This window comes from Ketobacter sp. MCCC 1A13808, assembly GCF_009746715.1.
Lineage (GTDB): Bacteria > Pseudomonadota > Gammaproteobacteria > Pseudomonadales > Ketobacteraceae > Ketobacter.
This window is the reverse complement of record NZ_VRKW01000003.1, coordinates 172,071-192,782: the sequence shown is the minus strand read 5'-3', so window position 1 is coordinate 192,782 and position 20,712 is coordinate 172,071. Positions and strand designations below refer to the sequence as shown.

Sequence of the window (20,712 nt, the reverse complement as noted above, 5' to 3'; positions counted from 1 at the left end):
ATCATTCGATGTTTGAAGCCAGTATACGCCAGGGCATAATTGTTACCGTAACCGTCGCCATTATCTGTGTGCTGGGGATCGCCGCCGCGCTGCGGATTCCGGTACAGATGATTCCGGATCTGGAGGTCCGCACTATCAGCGTGGTAACCGGCTGGCCTGGTGCAACACCACAAGATGTTGAAAAAGAAATTCTGATCGAACAGGAACGCTATCTGCGCAGCGTGCCCAATATGAAGCGCATGACGTCCTTCGCAGAAACCGGAGAAGCCGTCATTGAGCTGGAATTTCCGTTCGGCGTGGACATCAACGAAACCCTGATTCAGGTTAGCAACGCCTTAAGCCAGGTCTCCTCTTACCCTGAAAATGTGGATCAGCCACGCCTGTTCAGTAGCTCCTTTTCACAAAATTCGTTTATGTATTTCAGTGTCATTCCGTTGCCGGGCAACCCCCACAACCTGGATATGGATATGATGTTTGATTTCATCGACGATCAGGTCCGGCCCCGCATGGAACGTGTCAACGGTATTTCCGAAGTCGCGATTCGCGGCGGAGCCGAACGGCAAATACAGATTCTGGTCGATCCCACCAAACTGGCGCAGCGGGGACTGATACTAAGCGATGTACGGGATCGAATCCGTGCCCGCAACCGGGACGCCTCGGCAGGTGATATTGACAGTGGAAAACGACGCTATCTATTGCGCACGGTAGGCCGCTTTGACGATCTGGCGGATTTGGAAAACACCATTTTATCGGAACAAAACAACGCTACCGTGCGCCTGAAGGACGTAGCCACCATTGCGCTGGATCATTTTGAAGTAAGAGAAATGGCCTACGGCGAAGGCGAGCGCAGTATCCGCATGGCAGTACGGCGGGAAGCCGGTTCCAACGTCATTCAAATCAAAGAAGATCTGTTGCCCCTGGTTGAAGAAATGCAAACCGATCTAATGGAACCCAATGGAGTCCGTATCGTGCTGCTGGGCGATGATGTGCGCTACGTACAGGCATCGATTAAAAACGTCTGGACCAATCTCGGGCTCGGTGCCCTGCTCGCCACCCTGATCATGTATTTATTTTTACGCTCCGCCCGGGCCACCCTGGTAGGCGTTCTCAGTATTCCGATCTGCACCATTGCCGCGTTTCTGGGGTTACTGTTGTTCGATCGCACTATCAATGTCATTTCATTGGCCGGTGTCGCGTTCGCGATCGGCATGACGGTGGACAACACCATTGTCGTGCTGGAGAGCATCGAGCAAGCACGACGGCGCGGCCTTGGTCTGTACGAAGCGGCATTGAACGGAGTACGGGAGGTCTGGCCTGCGGTTTTGGCGTCCTCCATGACCACGGTATTGGTGTTCGCCCCGGTGTTATTTGTACAAGAGGAAGCCGGGCAACTGTATTCCGATATTGCCATCGCAATTTCTGCGGCGATTCTGGCTTCCATGCTGGTGGCCATCACGGTAGTGCCTTCAGCCAGTGCCCGTATGGGCTTCGGCATGAAAGAAAGCACTGCGGAAGACAAGGCCAAGCACGGACCGATGCTGCACAGCATCGAATGGCTGATCGACACGGCGCCGCGCCGGTTTATCTGCATGATCCTGACCCTGCTGGCGACCATTGGCGTGGCATGGATGTTTATGCCCGCTGCTGAATATTTACCGGAAGGGGAAGAGCCCAAAGCGTTCTCGATGATGATCGCGCCACCCGGATACAACCTGGCGGAAATGGTCGAAATCGGGGATGAAATACGAGAAATAATTGAGCCCACCGTAAACGCCGACCCCACGTTGTTTGATCAGGGCAAAAGCCCGGTTCCGGCGCTGAAATACTACGCGTTGAACGTCTCATCCGGCTCTATGTGGTTCCTCAGTGAGCCGGTAAGGGAGCAGGACATTGGCCCGATGATGGACGCTCTCACGCATTTATTCCGACAGTATCCCGGCATGCGGGCGTTTTCCTCCCGAGGCTCCATAATTTCCAGCAACGACGGTGGTACGCGGGCGGTCAATCTGGATATATCGGGATCGGATCTGGCGACATTGTATAACACCGGTGAAAGCGCCTATCGCCGTGCCGAAGCCCTGTTTGAAGATCCGCAAATACAAACCGAGCCCTCCTCCCTTTCCCTCGACCAACCCTTGGTGGAAGTGCGCCCAAACTGGGAACGTCTGGCGGAATATCAATACTCGGCACAGGATTTTGGCTACGCCGTCGCGGCACTCAGTGACGGCGCTTATGTCGACGAGTTTTTTTATGGCGACGACAAAGTGGACATGTTTTTGCTCAGCAGCGCTGGACAAACACAGCAGTTGGAACGGCTCGGTGACCTGCCCATGATGACCCCCTCCGGCACCGTACTGCCATTGGATGCACTGGCGACACTGAGGGAAACCGTGGACAGCGCGACCGTACGCCGTGTCGATGGCCACCGGACCGTCACGCTGCGCATTATCCCGCCCCGGAATGTGGCACTGGAAACCGCCGTTAATCGAGTTCAGAATCATCTGATTCCGGAGATGCGGACAGCGGGTGAAATTCCTGCCGGGGTCAATGTGGATATCTCCGGTGCGGCAGATCAACTGGATGCAACCCGTTCTGCGTTGGCAGGTAATTTCACCGTCGCACTGCTGTTGATTTACTTACTGCTGGTAGCGATCTTCCAACACTGGGGTTATCCGCTGATCATCCTGACCACCATTCCCCTGGGATTGGCCGGAGGACTGGTCGGTTTAATCGCTCTGAATCAGCTTGGCATCACACAGCCATTCGATATGATTACCATGCTCGGCTTTTTGATTTTGCTGGGTACCGTCGTGAACAATCCGATCCTGATCGTGGATCAGACCCGCAACAATATGCAGATTCCCGAAATCAGTGTGCGGGAAGCGGTATTATCGGCATTGTCCGTGCGTTTACGCCCCATTCTGATGTCGACCCTGACCACGGTTTTCGGATTGGCCCCCCTGGTTTTATTACCCGGTGCAGGAACAGAATTGTATCGGGGTGTCGGCATCGTGGTATTGGCCGGCATCTTGTTTTCCACCATCATCACCCTGACCTTTCTGCCCTGTTTTCTTATGTTAGTTTTGCGCGCAAAGGAGGGGATAATGAACCGGCAGCAGAGCACCACATAACTTCGTTGCCAACGGCCATTCAGGGAGAGGAGCGTTATGTTTTCCAGCACGTTGACACACATTGCGTTGCACGTAACGCAGATAGGTGCCAGCGTCGATTTTTACCGGCGCTATTGCAACATGCATATTATTCACCAACGCAATGAAGGCGAAATTGTCTGGTTAGCGGAACCCGGCCGGGAAAAGGAGTTTATTTTTGTTCTGATGGCGGGCGGTAAAAAACAACAGCACCCGGAACAGGATTACTCTCATCTGGGCTTTGCTGTTCAATCCAAAGCCGATGTGGACCGGATAGCACAACAGGCCGAGTCCGACGGTTTACTTATCTGGCCACCACGGGAAGACCCCTTTCCCGTGGGTTACTTTTGCGGAGTCAAAGATCCCTCCGGCAACTATATTGAATTCAGTTACGGACAACCCCTGGGGCCAGGCGCTGAAGAGTTTCAGGCACTGCCCAAGCACGCATAGCGGCCCGGAGTCACACGTCTTCCGATGCCGTACTACGTGACCGGCTTCGTCGCTGATTTTCCAGGGCCACTCTTCTGCGGTAATCGGCAATGGCTGCGTCACAGGGGTCTGTGTTTCCGCGAGAGGAAGCATCAGAGACTGCGCCTGCTGGCTCAGCTGACGCTCCGGGCGAGGGTTCGTGTTTGTCAATCGGACCAAACTCTTCAATCTTGTGATTCGGTATGAACACCTTGGGTCCGCACAAGACAATAATTGAAATAATACCCACCAGCATGCCCATCCAGGGCTCAGGAAAAACGCTCAGGGCCATCGCGAAGATCACCATAGTCCCCCGCTCCGTTGCATCCTTAACCAATGAAAGCGCCAATGTCGCGCACGCAAACCCGGTCAGGATCAGGGTGACCGCGAGCGCCAGGGGCAATAGCGGCTGTAACAGGGTAACTGCGGGCAACATAATAAACAGAACGGGCGTCAGGAAAAACATCGCATAAAAGCTACTGAGGGAATCAAAAAATGAATCGACTTTGTCGCGCCCCAAAGCCCAGCGTTTTAACAATATGACCTGGATTCCCGTCCACATGACCCCTTGCGTGGAAAAGAAGGGAGCCGTAACCGCCATCAAGACATTACGGATGCCGGTTGAAAGATGGGTCCGGCTGCTGCTCAGATCGAGCTTTTCATCCGGTCGCGCCAGTTGCGTGTGTTCAATCATCTCATCGCCGGTAACCAAATCACCGAAGAAGAGAATGTAGGTGATCAGAGCCAAGGGGAACGCGCTCAAGAAAATGTCCATGGAAGGCCAACCGATCACAAACGGCGACGTCTTTTGCCAAAGAGCCACGGAGCTGTCGGCCAGATTCAGGAATTCCCAGCGAATATTATACGTGAACTCACCGGTGAAAAAGCCCACCGATCCCGCCAGAATGAAACCGGGCAGCAACCCCAACCCCACCAAAGTCGCTAACCATTTGTGCTGACCCATTCGCTCCTGGATCGGTTTGGAAAAAGCCAGCAACATACAAACCGCCACACCCAAGGTTCCGGCAATTGGCGCTTGCTCGAACACATTTGAGGAATCCCCTTCCTTGGTGACGCGCAAAAAAGCGGCTAATGCTGCGCCAAGAATTATCCCGCCCTTGAACACATCGGGAACAAATTTTACCAGTTTGGCACCCAGCCCCGTGGCCCCCAGGACGATGAGTATCAAAGCGAAATCGATGGACATGGCGGTCATCGCCTGGAACTGAGCGGTATGATCAAAGCCCCCGCCCTCCAGCCTGAAACCGGGAAGGGTCAAAAAGCCGATAACGAAAGGCACTGCAGGAGTCAGCCAACCCGGTGCATAGGGATCACCGAATACAAACCAGGACATCGAAATAAATAGGCTATGAAACATGGCCATGGTGACCGCTTCTTCAAACGACAACCCCATTAGCGAAGTAAAAATAGGCACCAGCGCCAAACCGGTAGCACCAGCGACTGCGATGCCTTGCAAGTAATCCGCCGCTGAAAAACGGGTGTGGACAAAGGGAACCCGCAGGGTAAAAGGTCCCCAGCTGATACCGGGTTGAATTCCACCGTGATGGCGTTTGGATGACATGATCGTAGTCCTTTGATTGATCTAACAGGCCGTCATTCTTTTCGAGGCACGACATTAGGGATGTCTCAAGCTCCATGGTCTTAGCATGGCCTTGTGTACAATAAACATCCATTTCGGATTCAGGTATTGTAACGGGGGAAAAGAATGAACACCCTTTTTGGGGCATCCATTATCGCCAGATCAACTACTTTTCTGGCCGGGTTGAAGCCCGGGTATCGGGGGATAGACGGGAGGAAGAGGAACTTGCTTAGCTGAAAAGGGCTATGTTGTTACCGTGATGCTAGGGAAGGCATTTTAACCAGCACCAATTCGGGCTCCTTCAGGGCTGCGTGTTCAGACAGTTTGACAGCCATCTGCGCTGCTTTTTCCTCAATAACCTGTTCCACTTTCGCTTCCAGCGAGGCGTTTACCCGCTCCTGCAGGTTGGCGGCAAGATCAACAGGCAGCTCGGCGTGTGCGGATGTCACACCCAGCAAAAGGGCAATAGCAAGAAAACGGCTCATGAAACGTACTCCAAATTCGTTAGTGTTACTATTATAAACACAGATCCGGAATGTGCAAATAAGTAACACTAAAAAGTTAAAATCGGAATTTTGGTAACACATTCGACCGCCTACACGGATTATCCGAAACCGAAAGCCAATCCTGATTTATCTATCAGGAACAATGCATTAGCAACCGGTATGAGGGGCTAAAGCCGGCTCCCGTCCCCCCAGAGCCCTGATAACGCCCACCCTAAGGTGCGAAAATCGACCCCATTTAGCCCCGGGCCAGCCTTAGCGTAACAACTCGATTTCTGCCAAAACCGGGTAATGATCGGAGTAGATTCGGGTCTCGGGTGTTTTTAACACCGTCGCATTTCGTACAATATTGGCCGGGCGGGACCATATTCTGTCCAAGCGAAACAGAGGCCACCGGGTCGGAAAGCTGGCCGCCACCGGATGCGGATGCAATACCTGATTAATATGCCGGAACGCAGAGCTGAAGAATTGCCACTCATTAAAATCCCCCCCCACCAACAAGGGCAGTTGTCCGCTTATCTCGGTCTGGCGCAAATGCTGATCCAGCAATGCTAACTGCCTGCGTCGCTCCAGCCGGTTCAGCCCCTTATGCGTATTCACTACGTGCAGCGCCCCTCGCTCTGTTTGCAACACCGCCTCCTGCACATTGCGTGGCTGAAACCCAGCCTGACTAACATCCAAGGTATGGCTGAACAAGACCGGAAAGCGCGCAAGAATCACATTGCCATACCACCCCTGCTCCAGCTCGATTGCCGGCGAAGGAACCAGGGTCGAAAAGTGACCGGCACACAAATCCTCAATATCTTTGTCCGTGTCCCGTTGGGAAGGCCGGGTGTCCATTTCCTGAATGAGCGCGATATCCACTTGCTGCTGCTTCAGGAACTCTCCGATACGGCGGTAGCTCTGAATACCATCCACGCCGATTCCGCTATGTATGTTATAGGTTACAAGTCTGAGCATTCTGCTCCTTTCGTTGCTGTATGAATTTCACCAGGTATTGCGAAGCCACCGCGATGGCAACCCAAAACACGATACCGGCGATCAGATACAGGATCGTTTCCAAGGAAGGGTGCAGAAATATTTTTGCCAACGAATCGCCCACCAACCCTTTGGCGATCATAGGAGGAGCCATCCCAATAAAGGTCCCGCATAAGAACACCGACAGCCGGATCGAGGAAATGCCGCCGATCAGATTGACCAGACTGTAGGGAGCTACCGGAATTAGCCGCAATGCGGCAACGCCGATCACACCGCTGTTGCTGAACTTTTCATCCAGCAATTGCACTTTGTGGCCACCCAACTTACGCAACCCCTGATCACCCAATTTCTGACCGACAAAAAACAACAAAGTGGCACTCGCCAGCGCGCCCAGCATGCCATAGACCGGCCCCCACACTGGCCCAAACACGGCGGCCACTGCCAATGACAATAGCGTAACCGGAAAAAAGAATACGCCGCCGACGATATAAAGCGCGACCACCGCCGGGACCGCCCAGGTGGTTCCCTGGGTACTTTCCAGAAAGGCCTTAAGATTATCAGCAGTTAACCAAGGTATAAAATGATTCGCCAACGCGCCCAACGACAACAGTAAAATTACCGTGCCGGCCACCAGACTCATTATCAGAGTCTTTCTGCGTGGATTGGGTACGCTTATTTTTTTGCCGTTTACCGTTGGCAACGGCGGACACAACGGTTCTTCCGGATCGGAAAACGGTTCCAGAATCTGCTGCCAGGATTGATCGGTAAAGGCATCGTCTTCGACCGTTTTCAGATGATAACGGGATTCCGAAATCGGCGTCATCAATCGCGCTAACGGGTTTTCCTTTCGCAACGCCTCCGCCACCTGAGACACGCTACGCCCGGTATGCTCTGCGATCAAATCGTTGCGCACCCGGGTTATTCGCTCGCGGTTACTGTCGCTGTCGCCTGCAAAAATCAAATCGCATTCGGTATCGAACGTCATGGAACGATTGCTCAGATTAGAGGAACCGATGACCAGGTAACGATCATCAATGGTCATCACTTTGGAATGAATCCGTTTGTGGCCGACGGTGCCGGTTTCGGCTACCGCTAACGAGCTGGCAATTTCGACCCGGCCGGGGTCCACTCCTTGCTGCAAAATACGTTTGAAGTCAATTCGTCCAGCCCAGTACGTTTCGCATTCCATCGTCCCTTTCGGTTTATAGGAACTGACCAACAACACCTTTAAACTGGGGCAGGCTTTCATTCGTCGATTTAATGCGTCGGCAATTTCCTTGCGACTGGCGAATTGATTTTCGATATAGATAAAATCCGATGCTGACGCAATTAAATTCAACAGCATATTGCGCACTTCCTGCGCCGGTTCTGCATCGTCCATATACGGAATCGTTCTCGCGATGGCACAGGGTATTGCCTCAAATACAGGCTTATACTGCGATGGCCACGATGCCGGCACACCCGCTTCAGAAGTGATTTTTCGCGGCGGAATAGCGTCGAAATCAGCCGCACGATTCCAGCGCCAACGGCACAATTCCGCAAAATGCTGAACGATCTCTCCGCTTACCACGACCTGCACATCATGCAGCGGACCGTAAACACCTTCTTCATCTTTACGCTCCGGTTCCTCGACTTTATGATCCCGCGTATCCCAACGTGCCGTCGTCACATCCATGCCACCGCTGAACGCAACCTCGTCATCAATTAAAACCACCTTCTGATGCTGACAGCCCCCCATTGGGATTGTATCGTCCAGGCAGGTGTGCACATTATCCGGTGTCAGGTCATCCCAAACTTCTTTGGCCCACAGCTCACGCATGCTAAAAAACGCCAACGAGGAATCCCAACGCAAAAGGTAAATCTGAATATCAGGATTTTGGCGTGCCTTCCAGGCTATCAATTCCGAGATACAAGAGGGCGCTTCACTCCCGTTTTCTTGTTCACCGCGCAACAAGCGGATACGACTATCAATATCCCAGCCGACAATAAATATACTGTGCTTCGCCCGGCAAATGGAGTCATGCAACGCACGGTAATAGTTAGCACAATCGATCAATGGTGCAGCGTAACTTGCAAATGCCCTGCGCCAACAATTGTTATTCACGTCAAACAATGCGGATGGATTCACTGCGGTAACCCCAGCTCAGTCTATTGATTTTCAGGTCAACCCTGACCTCCTGTCCGTCAACAGAAGCAGGTATCATGCCAGCCGGAAACAGCCGCGAAACAACGCCATAAAGCATGGCACTGCCGGTTTACACTGCAAATCAATGTAAGTTTTACAATACTGGTTCGTTTTGAAAAAGCCGGTCATCCGCGAACTGGGCCACGCCATCAACTCAGTCTTCTTTCACCCCCAACCCCCGAATCACAATTTTACAAAGCACATCGGTTGCCTCTTCAAAATCTTTTTTGTTGAGCTTTTTTTTGCCTAATGCGGCAGAGATTTGCACCTCGAAATCGGAATAATGCTGGGTTGAACTCCAGAGCAAAAATACAATATGAGCCGGTTCTACCGGATCTATCTTGCCCTGCTCCGCCCAGCGTCGAAACACATGAGTTTTACTATTAAACCAGTCCTGATAATCATCGTTAAAGTATTCCGCCAAGCGCGGAGCGCCCGAAAGTATTTCTTTAGCAAACACTTTAGAGGCCAAGGGATACTCGTATGAGAAGCGCATTTTCTCTGTAATATAAGCACGCAGTGCGTCACCCGGCTCAGCATCTCCATCCAAATCATTCAGTGCGTTGTCCCACAAATCAATAATGTTGGTGAGCACTTCAATATAGAGCTGGAGTTTATTCTTAAAGTAGTAATGAATGTTGGACTTGGGCAAATCAGCCCGTTGTGCAATATTGTTCATAGTCGCGCCTTTAAAGCCGTTGTGCGCGAATTCAGCTTCTGCCGCAGCGATAATGATATCTTCATTCTTTTGTCGGATACGACCAGCAGGCTTGTCGTCACGGTGTGATGCAATATCCCACTTCATAGGTAATGCCTTGTATCTGATTCCATTTCTATTTCTAATTGCCTCCGGATGGCTGTGGTCGCATTATACTCAAGTAAGCACTGTCCGCACCATCGCGCAAGGAAAGAGATTATGACTGCATCTGACAATGATCCACGTAAACAGAACCGCGACTTTCTGGGCCGCTGCGTTGATCAGGCGCTAGGCCGTATCGCAGCAGACCTGGTGATTCGCAATACTGAATTTCTGGATGTCATCAGCGGCGAACGAATACCTGGCGACATCGCAATCTGCGGTGACCGTATCGTGGGCACATGCGAATCCTATAGCGGTAACGAAGAGATCGACGGCTCCGGCTTGGTGGTCGTGCCTGGCTTTATTGATACCCACGTCCATTGTGAATCCAGCTTGGTCACCCCCCTTGAATTTGATCGCTGCGTGTTACCCCGGGGTACCACTACGGCCATTTGCGATCCTCATGAAATCGCGAATGTTCTGGGCCGCGAAGGCATCCGGTATTTTATGGACTGCGCAGAACAGACCTGCATGGACCTGCGGGTTCAATTATCGTCCTGTGTGCCCGCAACCCACCTGGAAACCGCCGGCGCACGCCTCGATGCAGACGACCTGGTGGCGCTGCGCGATCATCCCAGCGTTATCGGGCTGGCCGAATTTATGAACTACCCCGGATTATTGGCCAAAGACCCGTTGGTGATGGATAAACTCGCGGCATTCAAAGACCAGCACATTGACGGACATGCGCCACTGGTAAGGGGTCGTGAACTGAATGCCTATCTCGCCTGCGGGATCTGCACTTGCCATGAAACCACCTCACAAGACGAAGCGCTGGAAAAATTACGCAAAGGCATGCATGTGCTGATTCGCGAAGGCACTGTGTCCAAGGATCTCCATGCACTGGCGCCGTTACTGAACACCAATACGTCGAATGCCATGGGCTTTTGCACTGACGACCGAAACCCGCTGGACATCGCCGAAGAAGGCCATCTCGATCACCTTATTCGCACCGCCATTGAGCTGGGAATTGCTCCGGCAGACGCCTATCGAGCAGCGACCTGGTCTGCCGCCCGTGCGTTCGGGTTAAGGGATCGGGGGCTGGTCGCGCCGGGTAAACGCGCAGATCTGGTGTTGCTATCAGACTACAAACAGTGCCGGGTGCACGCTGTTATCAGCGCCGGTCGCGTAGTAACCACGGACTTGTTCCGCCAACGTCAACCCATCGCCGCGGTGGGCTTGAACAGTGTCAAGCGTCAGCCCATCCATAGCCAAGACCTGAAAATCCCCGCCATAGACGCCCCGTTTCCGGTAATCGGGGTCAGTCCCGGCAGTATCATCACCGATCGCCTTAACGTAACCTTGCCGAATCACAACGGCCAACATGTCGCGGACACCCACAACGACATCCTGAAAATTTGCGTGTTGGAGCGCCATGGCTACAACGGCTCCATCGGTCGCGGTTTTGTCAAAGGCTTTGGCCTGCAGCACGGGGCGCTGGCTTCTTCGGTAGGACATGACAGTCACAACCTGTGCGTGCTGGGCAGCGCCGACGACGATATGACCGCCGCCGTCAACCACCTGATCCGTATCGGCGGTGGCTTTGCTATATTCCACCAAGGCCGGTTGATTGCTGAACTGCCATTGCCGTTAGCAGGCCTGATGAGCCTTGCTCCTTATGAACAAGTTCACCAGCACCTGCTCAACTTGCGCGCAGCGGTTCGCCGTATGGGTTGTCCGCTTCCGGAGCCGTTTCTGCAATTGGCGTTTCTGGCACTACCGGTGATCCCCCACCTGAAAATAACCGATCAGGGCTTGGTGGATGTGGATCAGTTTTGTTTGCTTGACGGCTTTTAAACTCGCTTTTTGCATCGTTTTTCCATCAGGCCTTAGACAGCACCGGCTCTGTCGCCCGGTGCTCTTCCGGCATCAGCAAATTCAGCACAATCGCCATTAACCCACCCGTCGTTACCGGCGAGCCGAAAATATTCTGAATCACTTTCGGTGTCACATCCAACACGTTAGGCACCATGGATACGCCCAGGCCAACACCGAATGACACCGCCATGATCAGCATTTTGCGGCGATCCAAATCTTCATTGGCCAGAATTTTAACACCGGCCGCCGCCACTGTACCGAACATCACCAGCGTTGCACCACCCAGCACGGGTTTCGGTATTTGCTGTAAAATTCCGCCAATCACCGGAAACAACCCCAACACCATCAACACCACCGCAATAAACAAGCCGACATGCCGACTGGCAATGCCGGTCAATTGAATAACACCGTTATTCTGGCTAAACGTTGTATTGGGAAAGGTATTGAAAATCGCAGCAATCGCCGAATTCAAACCATCCGCCAACACGCCCCCTTTGACCCGCTTCAGATAAGAATCACCTTCAATAGGCTGCTTTGAAATAAGGCAGTTCGCGGTAATATCACCCGTACTTTCGATGGTGGTAATGACATAAATTAAAGCAATGGGTACAAACGCTGCCCAATCAAAACTAAATCCGTATTTAAACGGAACCGGTACGCTAATCAACGGCAGCGAACTCAGATGGGAAAAATCCAGCTTGCCCAAAAAACCTGAAATAATAAATCCGGCGACCAAACCACTGACGATCGAAGTCAATCGTATCCACTGATTGCGGGACTGATTCAATGCAATTATCAATACCAGCACAAACAAACCCAAAGACAAATTCTGCCACGAACCGAAGTCTGTCGCGTTAAAACCGCCAGCCAGATCCGTCATCCCCACTTTGATTAAGCTGATTCCAATGATGGTGATTACAATTCCGGTCACCAACGGCGTAATCACCTTACTCAGTTTATGCATAAGCTGGCTCAGAAACATTTCAATAAATGCACCTAAAAAGCACACGCCAAAAATTAAAGACAGCATTTCATCCGGCCCACCGCCCTGACCTTTGGCGATGAAGCCCGCAGCCAGAATAGTGCCCAGAAAAGCAAAGCTGGTGCCCTGAACACAAATCATGCCTGCCCCGATACCAGCGGGTCTTCTCGCCTGGATGAAGGTGCCCACTCCGGACACCATCAGTGACATACTAATTAAATAGGGAATATGCTCCCCCAAACCGAGCACTCCGCCAATGATCAGTGTGGGGGTGATAATGCCCACGAAACTGGCCAGTACATGCTGGATCGCAGCAAACGTAGCCTCCATAAAGGGAGGCTTCGAATCTAGAGGGTAAATCATATCAGACGGTGCTGAATCGCTGGAATTCATGAGTATTCACCTCGCTCCGGATGGACTCTTTTAAAAATGCCATTTCACTAACAGGCAGGGATTTTTTTCGTCTACGCCATCGATGCCGTATTTATTCGTCCAGTATGCGTATTCCATGCCGATATAAAACGGCGCCTTACTGCCGATGAGCTGACCGGCGTTCCATTTGAGCTGAGATGTGAAATTCATTTCAGTTGCATTCGTGTCAGACGAGCTTGAATAATCCAGGAAGCCATCATATAAAAACGCCACACCGGCGATGGTAAATGGAGCCCCCCATGAAATCGAAAGCTGCTCGTCGTCATCCCACAAATCATTTTTTACCTGATATATATTCACGTGGAAGTATTTGAATCCCGGCAAATCCAGACTGGTACCCACACCGTACATATAGTTATTGAACTGGCCGCCTTCCCACTGCGAGGCTACGAAAAAGTCTTTGAATATACTGACCCCCAACTTGCTGCCACTGACATAGGACAAGCTTAAACGGGGCGCGAGTTCGAAATAGTTATCAAAGCTATCGTCGTCACTGGTGGTATGATCCAGAAAGAAAAAATTATCACCCCAATTAGACCCGCTCGCGTGTTCAACCGTCAGTACCTGCCGATCCGGATCTCCCACTTCGTATTCCGACCCCTGCAAATAACTCAGGCTGAAATCACTCCAGAACAACTCCGCCTGGGCAGGGCCGGATATCAATAAAGCCGCACCCAGCGCAGAAATGGCGTATTTAAAACTCATCTACAAATCCCCTTGATTCAAAAATTTCGTGGGTAAAAAAACGGGCTACTTTCAGTATAAAGCTGTCCATTTGGTCAGGTTGCCACAAATTTGCAAAAAGTTGGCCACATGGACAGGTTTTTTAACTGCTGGCTGAGAGTCGATACCTATTTTCATGATATTCAGGGAGTTACTGCCCCCTACATTCATCATAGTCCGGATTATCACACTCGGGAGAAACCCGGGTGCAGACGTTCTGCGATTTAAAAAGTGGGACCAAACAGGGCTAAAAAGGGATTGAGTGGCCGTTAACGGTGCAGGTACAGATCGGGTTCGAACTGCTAAACTGTACAGCACTCCCTTAATCCTCCTGCGGATGGCGCTGACGGCATGAAGCGAGTGCGAGTCTATATTTGCATACTGGCATTACTGAACGTAGCCGGAGCCAACGCGCAACAACAGGCCAAAAAACACGTCCTGTTTTTATCCTCCTATACCCCCAGCTATCCTACGTTTTATGAACAGCTGTCCGGCCTCAGTTCAGTGCTTCATCCGGACGACGTACAGCTCGACATTGAATTTATGGATGTCAAACGTTTCGGCCACTTTGACGCATCCATTCAACACAACCTGGAATACAAACTAAAAAACCTGCCACCCTATGACCTGATTATTAGCGGAGACGACGCCGCCACCCAATTCGTCACCCAGCGTCGCTACGGTTTGTTCTCCGATATTCCTATCGTCTTTTTTGGCGTGAATGATATTGATTATGGGCTTAGCTTTGATGAGGATCCCCAGGTAACCGGGGTGGTTGAAAAGGCCTCAATTTCCGACACACTGATCCTGATTCAGGATTTATTCGGATCGGATGCGCCGCTGGTGGTCATCACAGATGAGTCACCCACGGGACAGGTGGATCTGCGTCGTTTTTACAAAGAAACCGGACAACTGGGTTTTGATCACTACGAAGTGCTATCACTCACCAATAACAGTTTTAATGAAATGCTGGAAAAAACCAGCCATCTACATGCACCATCCAGTATTCTGCTCCTGTCTTGTTATGTGGACCGATTGGGCGAATCACAAGAATTCCTCACAACGTTAAAACAGATTTACCGCAATAGCAGCGTTCCTATTTTTCATATGTGGCGACATAGCCTTGGACAGGGAATCTTCGGCGGTAAACTGGTTTCTCATTTTGAGCAAGGGAAAGCGGCGGCCGCCATGGCCAATCGGATTTTGCAGGGCATTCCCGTCAGTAAGACGCCGGTTCAAGGCGACTCAACCAACAGATACTTGTTCGATTTCAATGAAGTGCAGCGATTCGGGTTTACACTCGCCGAAATGCCTCGCTCCAGTCAATTTATCAATCAACCCCGGCCACCGGACCGCACCCTGCTCTATTTGATAATAGCGGCACTTTGTTGCGCTCTCCTGATCGCGGTGACGCTGACCTTGATGTTCCGCACACAAATCAGGAAAAGTATAGAAAAGCGGATGCTTACTGCAAACCAGGAACTGGAAAGAGAGGTGATTTCCCGCACCCAGGCCCTGGAAATAGCTCGCCTGGAATCCGAAAACCTGCTGCGACTACGAAACAGCATTCTCGATAATAGCTTGGTCGGCATGGTATTGATCAAGAACAACAAGGTGGAATGGATTAATCAGCAAGCGGAATCCCTATTTGGTTATAGCGCGGAAGAGGTTCTCGGTAATGATGCGGCCTTTTTGCAACTGAATGCGGCCGCGCTCACCGAGTTTCAGTCCCGATCCAGACAGGCGCTGAAACAAGGGGATACCTACCAGACCGAGTTTTCACTCAATCACAGAAACGGAAAAACTTTTTGGTGCATTGTCAGCGGAAAAGCCCTGGATCCAGAAGATCTGGAAAAAGGGGTTCTCTATATTATGATGGATATCAACTCGCGCAAGATTATGGAAGACGAGCTAAAACAGCTCAATACCAAGCTGGAAACTCAGGCCACCACAGACTATTTGACCAAACTTTATAATCGTCGTTTTGTGTGTGAAAGAATGGAGCAAGAGATTACCCGTAGCAATCGATACAACACGCGGTTTTCTGTCATCCTTCTGGATATCGATCACTTTAAAATTCTAAATGATCGTTTCGGCCACGACATCGGTGACCTGGTATTGAAAGAGCTAGCCGATCTATTGAAGTCCTCCTGTCGGCAGGTCGATACGGTGGCACGCTGGGGAGGCGAGGAGTTTCTAATCCTGTGTCCCTCGACCGACCCCGTTGATGCGGCAAAACTCGCCGAACTGCTTCGCCGCAGGATAGAACTGCACGCCTTCAGCCATGCGGGTAAGGTAACCGCATCGTTCGGTGTCGCCGGCTTTCTGGTGAAACAGTCCATGGCAAGCCTGATCAAAACGGCAGACAACGCGCTCTACCAAGCCAAGGAGGTACGCAATACGGTCATTGCTCCGGAGCCGACGCATTTGCACCGGGCCTGAATTAGGACAACCTCATCGGAGCTAATACCCGCTTTCAAAAAATGTCCGAATTACCGCGTTTTGTGGCAACAAATCCTTTCTTCGTACAAACCCTAGCCTGAACTTTTCGGCGCGTACTTTTCAATGCATTTTATTCAGTAAACAAATATTCAGTATGTGAACCAGCACCATACCAACCGTGTTTTAGATCGCTTTAGAATACGCATCCGAACTGTTTTAACCAGATGATAAATTTTTACCGCGCCATACATCTTAGCTGGCAGGTGTGCGAACTCATGCCCCTGCTATACATTTTTTACTAAACTTACCTGAAGGGACTTATCGTGAAGAAAGGAAGTCTTTTACGGATAGCAACAACGAGCGTCCTAGCGTTCGGTTCTCTGACCATTAATCCCGGTGCGATGGCAGATGAACTTTGTGAACTATCCTACAACGTCGTCAATGATTGGGGGACCGGAGCAACCCACAAAATAAACTTCACCTATAACGGACCCGATGTGGAAGGGTGGCAGCTCACCTGGACCTTCCCCGGCAGTGAGACCATTCTCGATTTATGGGGTGGTGCTCATCAGCAATCCGGAAATAGCGTGGTGGTCAATAACGTCAGTTGGAACAGCACCCTAAGCGCCGGGAAAAACATCAATGTGGGTTTTAATATAAAGAACCCCAGCCAAGGTGAATTACCTACTCTCATGTTGAATGGTACCACCTGTGACACCGTTGATGGCTCAACACCCCCGGTGACTCCGCCGCAAGAACCACCCGAAGAGAATCCCGATGAAACCCCGGAAGTCCCTCCCGTAACGCCCCCGGATATGGAAAATGGCAGCTGGACTCTGGATTCAGACAGTTCCTACTTTCATTTCGTCAGCTATAAAAACCAGGACAAAGTGGAATCCCATTCTTTTGAGCGCCTGAGTGGTAACGTGGCCAAAAACGGCAGCGCAGTACTGGAAATTGACCTGAATAGCGTCAGTACCGGCAATAACACCCGCGATCAACGCATGCGTGACATGTTGTTTGAAACCGCGATGCACGGCACGGCGGTGGTCTCCATGGATGTCGACCCTGACGCCATGGCGCAACTCAATCCGGGCCAACGCAGCACACTGAATGTCAATGCAGCTCTCCAACTACACGGCTTAGAAACACCTCTAACCACCCAACTGTTCGTACAGCGGCTTACAGACACCCGCTATATGGTCCAGAACGTCAGCCCGGTGCTGGTAAAAGCATCTGACTATTCATTGGAAGCAGGTATCGAAGCTTTACGACAAATTGCCGGACTCAACGCCATCAGTACCACGGTGCCGGTTGACTTCGTGCTCTATTACGACCTGCAACCCACACCATAAACGAGACGAGAGGGGAAGTTAACATGAAAAACGGACTGAGAATTTCACTGTTCGCCTTGAGTTTCTCATTGGCGGGACAGCTCTCGGCGCAAAGTGTCTGCAGCGTGCAATACGACACTGTCAACCAATGGCCCAGTGGTTCAACCCAATCCGCTCAACAACGGGTTGTTATCACCAACCACGGCGACCGGGTAGAAGCCTGGAAACTCCAATGGGAGTTCGATCAACAACAAGAGATAAAACAACTTTGGGGTGGCAACCTGACGCAACAAGGCCAGCAAGTCACGGTGACCAATACTACCTACAACAACCGTCTTAGCAACGGCAGCACCGCTGATTTCGGTTTCATCGTCAACAATCACGAAGGCACCACACCCGCCACATTCTATTTTAACGGACAGGCCTGCGGCGAAGAGCCGGACCAGCCAACCGATCCGACTCCGGACCCCACTCCTGATCCAACGCCCGACCCAACTCCCGACCCAAGCCCTGACCCAACACCGGTTGACGGCGCGTGGGGTCTTAACAATAGTAAATCGGTTTTTAACTTTTTAACGGCAAAAAGCACTCACACCGTTGAAGTCATGACATTGAATAAACTTCAAGGCAGCGTCGCAAAAGACGGCTCGGCTACGCTCGCTATTGACCTCAATGGCCTGCAAACCGGCATTGATATCCGCAACGAACGTATGCGTAACTTTCTTTTTGAGACCAATCTGTTGCCAATGCTGTATTACAACGTGAAGCTGGATACCAGTGGCTTTGAAGCTATGGCGACCGGTTCCACCGCCATTAAATCCCTGGGTGGAGCCCTCACATTACACGGTGTAAAAAAGGCCATTAACGCAGAAGTGTTGATCGTTAAAACCGATGCCAACAACGTCAGCGTCTCTACCCTTGAACCGGTGATCGTCAATAGCGCCGACTTTGATTTGAACGCCGGCATTGAAACACTGCGTACCATTGCCAATCTCACCCATATATCCAACACGGTTCCGGTGTACTTTCGCCTGACATTCAGTCGTGACGGGAATGCTGAAGTGGTAACCACACCCGCGCAACCTGCAATGCCCGCCTCATTGACAGGCACCAACTTACTGAATCAGGGCTTACTCACCTGGCAGGACAGCAGCGATAACGAAACCGGATTCCTGGTGCGTAAACTGAATGCGCTGGGCGCGTGGGAAACCCTGACCTCGGTAGAAAAAGATATCAATACACTATCGAACCTGGTGCTGCTTGATGGAAACAATCAATATAAAGTAATTGCGCTGAACGGAAGCGTTCCATCTCCGGCCTCGCCTATTGCCAGCATCGAGTACGGCGGCGATCCTGATCCGACCGACCCGACTGATCCGACCGATCCGACTGATCCGACTGATCCGACCGATCCGACCGATCCGACTGATCCAACCGATCCGACTGATCCAACCGATCCGACCGATCCGACTGATCCGACTGATCCGGAACCGGAAGTCACTGGCAAAGCGCTTTATGATAAGCAGTGTGCCCGTTGCCACGGTGCAAACGCCAACGGCAATCCCATCGGTATCCCCCTGAACAAGGAAACCGATCTGGCCACGTTCGTAGATTACATTGAAGTCGCCATGCCGGCGGGTAACGCTGCCGCCTGTGACGCTGATTGCGCCGCATTGATCGGACAGTACATTCAATCCACTTTCTGGTCGGCGGAACCCGACGAGCCATTAGCCGATGAGATCCCCGGCCCTCGCCAACTGAATCTGTTATCGCGTTATCAATACAACAACACGGTCAACGATTTGCTCGGCTTGAATGTCAACGCGGTCTATAACTTCCCTGTTGAAGCCAAAATCAACGGGTATGACAACAACGCCGCCAACAACGTGGTCAGCAGCCGACACATCTCTGAATATATGAATGCTGCGGAGTCTTTGGCACAACAAGCGGTAAATCAAAAAGCCGATCAGCTGATCCAGTGTGATGCGCAGCAGGAAAACTGTCGTCGCAGCTTCGTACAGGATTTCGGACGTAAGGCCTTCCGACGTGCTCTGAGTAATGATGAAGTCAACACCTACACCGAGCTGTTCGGATCGGAATCCGCACCGGCAGACGGGCTCAAACTGGTGATTCGTTCTATGCTGATGTCGCCTCATTTCCTCTACATTTCAGAAATGGGAACGCAAGACGGAAACAGTTATCGCCTGACGCAATATGAAATTGCCAGCATGCTGTCCTACATATTCTGGGGCACCATGCCGGACAACGCACTGCTGCAAACGGCGCAGAATAACCAACTCAGTTCACCAGAGCAGATCAAAACCGCTGCACGACGCTTGCTGACGAACAATCGCGCCCGCAAGCACATGGGGCACTTTGTTGAGCAATGGCTGGAAGCCGATCGCGGCAATGTAGGATCGAAAGATCCCGCCGTATTCCCACGCTTCAATGACAACGTGCGGGATGCAATGGATGCAGAAATGAAAGCCTTCTTCAACCATGTCGTGTTTGACTCAACTCAACAATTCGATGAGTTGTTTACCGCAGACTATGTCTTTGCCAACAGCACACTGGCCACCTACTACGGTATGGGTGGTGTCACCGGCAATCAGATGCAAATGGTCGCGGATTCCAGCGGCAATCGTGGTGGCCTGTTAACTCTGGGCGCGGTGATGGCAGCTCACGGCCACTCCAACGAAACCGCTCCGATTCCCCGCGGCAAGTTTGTACGTCGCAAAATCATGTGCCAGGACCTGCCTGATCCCCCGGTAGATCTGGATACCAGCTTTCCTGACCCCGACCCGTCGCTCACCACCCGCGAGAAATTTGCGGCAAGAACGTCGAACCCGGAATGCCAGGATTGCCACAAATACCTGAATGGTGTGGGCTTCGGATTTGAAGCATTCGACGGCGCAGGTGCCTTCCGTACCACCGACAATGGTAAAGCGGTGGACAGCAGCGGAGTCATTCTGGGTATGGCGTCCCTGGGCGGTAGTGATCAGACCTCCTACTACGGGGCTCGTGAAATGCAGCAGGCATTGGCACAAAGCGAGAACACCAAAGCCTGTATGGCCAGACAGTTCTACCGGTTTGCCCGGGGCTACAGCGACGGTAACTCCGATCGTAACACCCTGAACAATCTGACCGCCCTGTTTGAACAGAGCGAATACAACTTGCAAGAGATGATGATCAGCGTCACTCAGCTGCAAACATTCACCCTACGACGTAACCAATAAGGGGGA

At 51.7% G+C, this 20,712-nt stretch carries 13 protein-coding genes; 6 read left to right on the top strand and 7 right to left on the bottom strand.

Features of this window, described 5'->3' with window-relative positions; all coding sequences use genetic code 11:
- The first annotated feature begins 8 nt into the window (after positions 1 to 8).
- The gene (locus tag FT643_RS07680) at positions 9 to 3,131 is read left to right on the top strand and encodes an efflux RND transporter permease subunit (protein WP_156870805.1); all 3,123 of its coding nucleotides are present in this window, start codon (positions 9 to 11) and stop codon (positions 3,129 to 3,131) included.
- 36 nt (positions 3,132 to 3,167) lie between these two features.
- Positions 3,168 to 3,599: a VOC family protein gene (locus tag FT643_RS07675; RefSeq protein ID WP_156870804.1), complete on the top strand. Its 432-nt coding sequence runs from the start codon at positions 3,168 to 3,170 to the stop codon at positions 3,597 to 3,599.
- Positions 3,600 to 3,609: 10 nt separating this feature from the next.
- Here FT643_RS07675 and FT643_RS07670 read toward each other — a convergent pair whose 3' ends face one another.
- The 5 genes from FT643_RS07670 to FT643_RS07650 all read right to left on the bottom strand — a co-directional run bounded on the left by FT643_RS07670 (position 3,610) and on the right by FT643_RS07650 (position 9,688).
- Positions 3,610 to 5,199, bottom strand: coding sequence for a hypothetical protein (locus FT643_RS07670; protein ID WP_198043398.1), 1,590 nt, complete (start codon positions 5,197 to 5,199; stop codon positions 3,610 to 3,612).
- A gap of 269 nt (positions 5,200 to 5,468) precedes the next feature.
- On the bottom strand, positions 5,469 to 5,702 hold the full coding sequence (locus tag FT643_RS07665) for a hypothetical protein (protein WP_156870803.1): 234 nt from the start codon (positions 5,700 to 5,702) through the stop codon (positions 5,469 to 5,471).
- 273 nt (positions 5,703 to 5,975) lie between these two features.
- The gene (locus FT643_RS07660; RefSeq protein WP_156870802.1) at positions 5,976 to 6,680 is read right to left on the bottom strand and encodes an endonuclease/exonuclease/phosphatase family protein; all 705 of its coding nucleotides are present in this window, start codon (positions 6,678 to 6,680) and stop codon (positions 5,976 to 5,978) included.
- Entirely contained in the window at positions 6,658 to 8,826 is a 2,169-nt protein-coding gene (locus FT643_RS23875) for a VTT domain-containing protein (RefSeq protein ID WP_198043397.1), read from the bottom strand. Before FT643_RS23875 ends, FT643_RS07660 begins: the two co-directional genes overlap by 23 nt.
- Before the next feature lie 211 nt (positions 8,827 to 9,037).
- Positions 9,038 to 9,688 (bottom strand): TetR/AcrR family transcriptional regulator, encoded by a 651-nt coding sequence (locus FT643_RS07650; protein WP_156870801.1) that lies wholly within the window; start codon positions 9,686 to 9,688, stop codon positions 9,038 to 9,040.
- A 111-nt stretch (positions 9,689 to 9,799) separates the two neighbouring features.
- Here FT643_RS07650 and ade point away from each other — a divergent pair, with 111 nt between their 5' ends.
- The gene (gene ade, locus FT643_RS07645; protein WP_156870800.1) at positions 9,800 to 11,536 is read left to right on the top strand and encodes an adenine deaminase; all 1,737 of its coding nucleotides are present in this window, start codon (positions 9,800 to 9,802) and stop codon (positions 11,534 to 11,536) included.
- Positions 11,537 to 11,561: 25 nt separating this feature from the next.
- Here the strand turns inward: ade and FT643_RS07640 are convergent, their stop codons facing one another.
- Both FT643_RS07640 and FT643_RS07635 read right to left on the bottom strand, forming a co-directional pair.
- A complete protein-coding gene (locus FT643_RS07640; protein ID WP_156870799.1) occupies positions 11,562 to 12,932 on the bottom strand; it encodes a uracil-xanthine permease family protein in 1,371 nt (456 codons plus the stop codon).
- Between the two features lie 30 nt (positions 12,933 to 12,962).
- The gene (locus FT643_RS07635; protein WP_156870798.1) at positions 12,963 to 13,676 is read right to left on the bottom strand and encodes an ion channel protein Tsx; all 714 of its coding nucleotides are present in this window, start codon (positions 13,674 to 13,676) and stop codon (positions 12,963 to 12,965) included.
- A gap of 369 nt (positions 13,677 to 14,045) precedes the next feature.
- On the opposite strand from FT643_RS07635, the gene FT643_RS07630 reads away from it, so the two are divergent.
- The 3 genes from FT643_RS07630 (at position 14,046) to FT643_RS07620 (ending at position 20,706) form a co-directional block, all read left to right on the top strand.
- Entirely contained in the window at positions 14,046 to 16,136 is a 2,091-nt protein-coding gene (locus FT643_RS07630) for an ABC transporter substrate binding protein (protein WP_156870797.1), read from the top strand.
- A gap of 323 nt (positions 16,137 to 16,459) precedes the next feature.
- A complete protein-coding gene (locus FT643_RS07625; RefSeq protein WP_156870796.1) occupies positions 16,460 to 17,491 on the top strand; it encodes a cellulose binding domain-containing protein in 1,032 nt (343 codons plus the stop codon).
- Between the two features lie 23 nt (positions 17,492 to 17,514).
- Positions 17,515 to 20,706 carry a DUF1592 domain-containing protein gene (locus FT643_RS07620; protein WP_156870795.1) on the top strand — a complete coding sequence of 1,064 codons (3,192 nt, stop codon included), beginning with the start codon at positions 17,515 to 17,517 and terminating at the stop codon, positions 20,704 to 20,706.
- Positions 20,707 to 20,712 lie beyond the last annotated feature (6 nt).

Excerpts from the sequence above, each read along its gene's own strand:
- FT643_RS07640 (WP_156870799.1), bottom strand. The coding sequence starts at position 12,932 with ATGAATTCCAGCGATTCAGCACCGTCTGATATGATTTACCCTCTAGAT.
- FT643_RS07660 (WP_156870802.1), bottom strand. The coding sequence starts at position 6,680 with ATGCTCAGACTTGTAACCTATAACATACATAGCGGAATCGGCGTGGAT.
- FT643_RS07650 (WP_156870801.1), bottom strand. The coding sequence starts at position 9,688 with ATGAAGTGGGATATTGCATCACACCGTGACGACAAGCCTGCTGGTCGT.
- FT643_RS07665 (WP_156870803.1), bottom strand. The coding sequence starts at position 5,702 with ATGAGCCGTTTTCTTGCTATTGCCCTTTTGCTGGGTGTGACATCCGCA.
- FT643_RS07675 (WP_156870804.1), top strand. The coding sequence starts at position 3,168 with ATGTTTTCCAGCACGTTGACACACATTGCGTTGCACGTAACGCAGATA.
- FT643_RS07620 (WP_156870795.1), top strand. The coding sequence starts at position 17,515 with ATGAAAAACGGACTGAGAATTTCACTGTTCGCCTTGAGTTTCTCATTG.
- FT643_RS07630 (WP_156870797.1), top strand. The coding sequence starts at position 14,046 with ATGAAGCGAGTGCGAGTCTATATTTGCATACTGGCATTACTGAACGTA.
- FT643_RS07670 (WP_198043398.1), bottom strand. The coding sequence starts at position 5,199 with ATGTCATCCAAACGCCATCACGGTGGAATTCAACCCGGTATCAGCTGG.
- ade (WP_156870800.1), top strand. The coding sequence starts at position 9,800 with ATGACTGCATCTGACAATGATCCACGTAAACAGAACCGCGACTTTCTG.
- FT643_RS07680 (WP_156870805.1), top strand. The coding sequence starts at position 9 with ATGTTTGAAGCCAGTATACGCCAGGGCATAATTGTTACCGTAACCGTC.
- FT643_RS07635 (WP_156870798.1), bottom strand. The coding sequence starts at position 13,676 with ATGAGTTTTAAATACGCCATTTCTGCGCTGGGTGCGGCTTTATTGATA.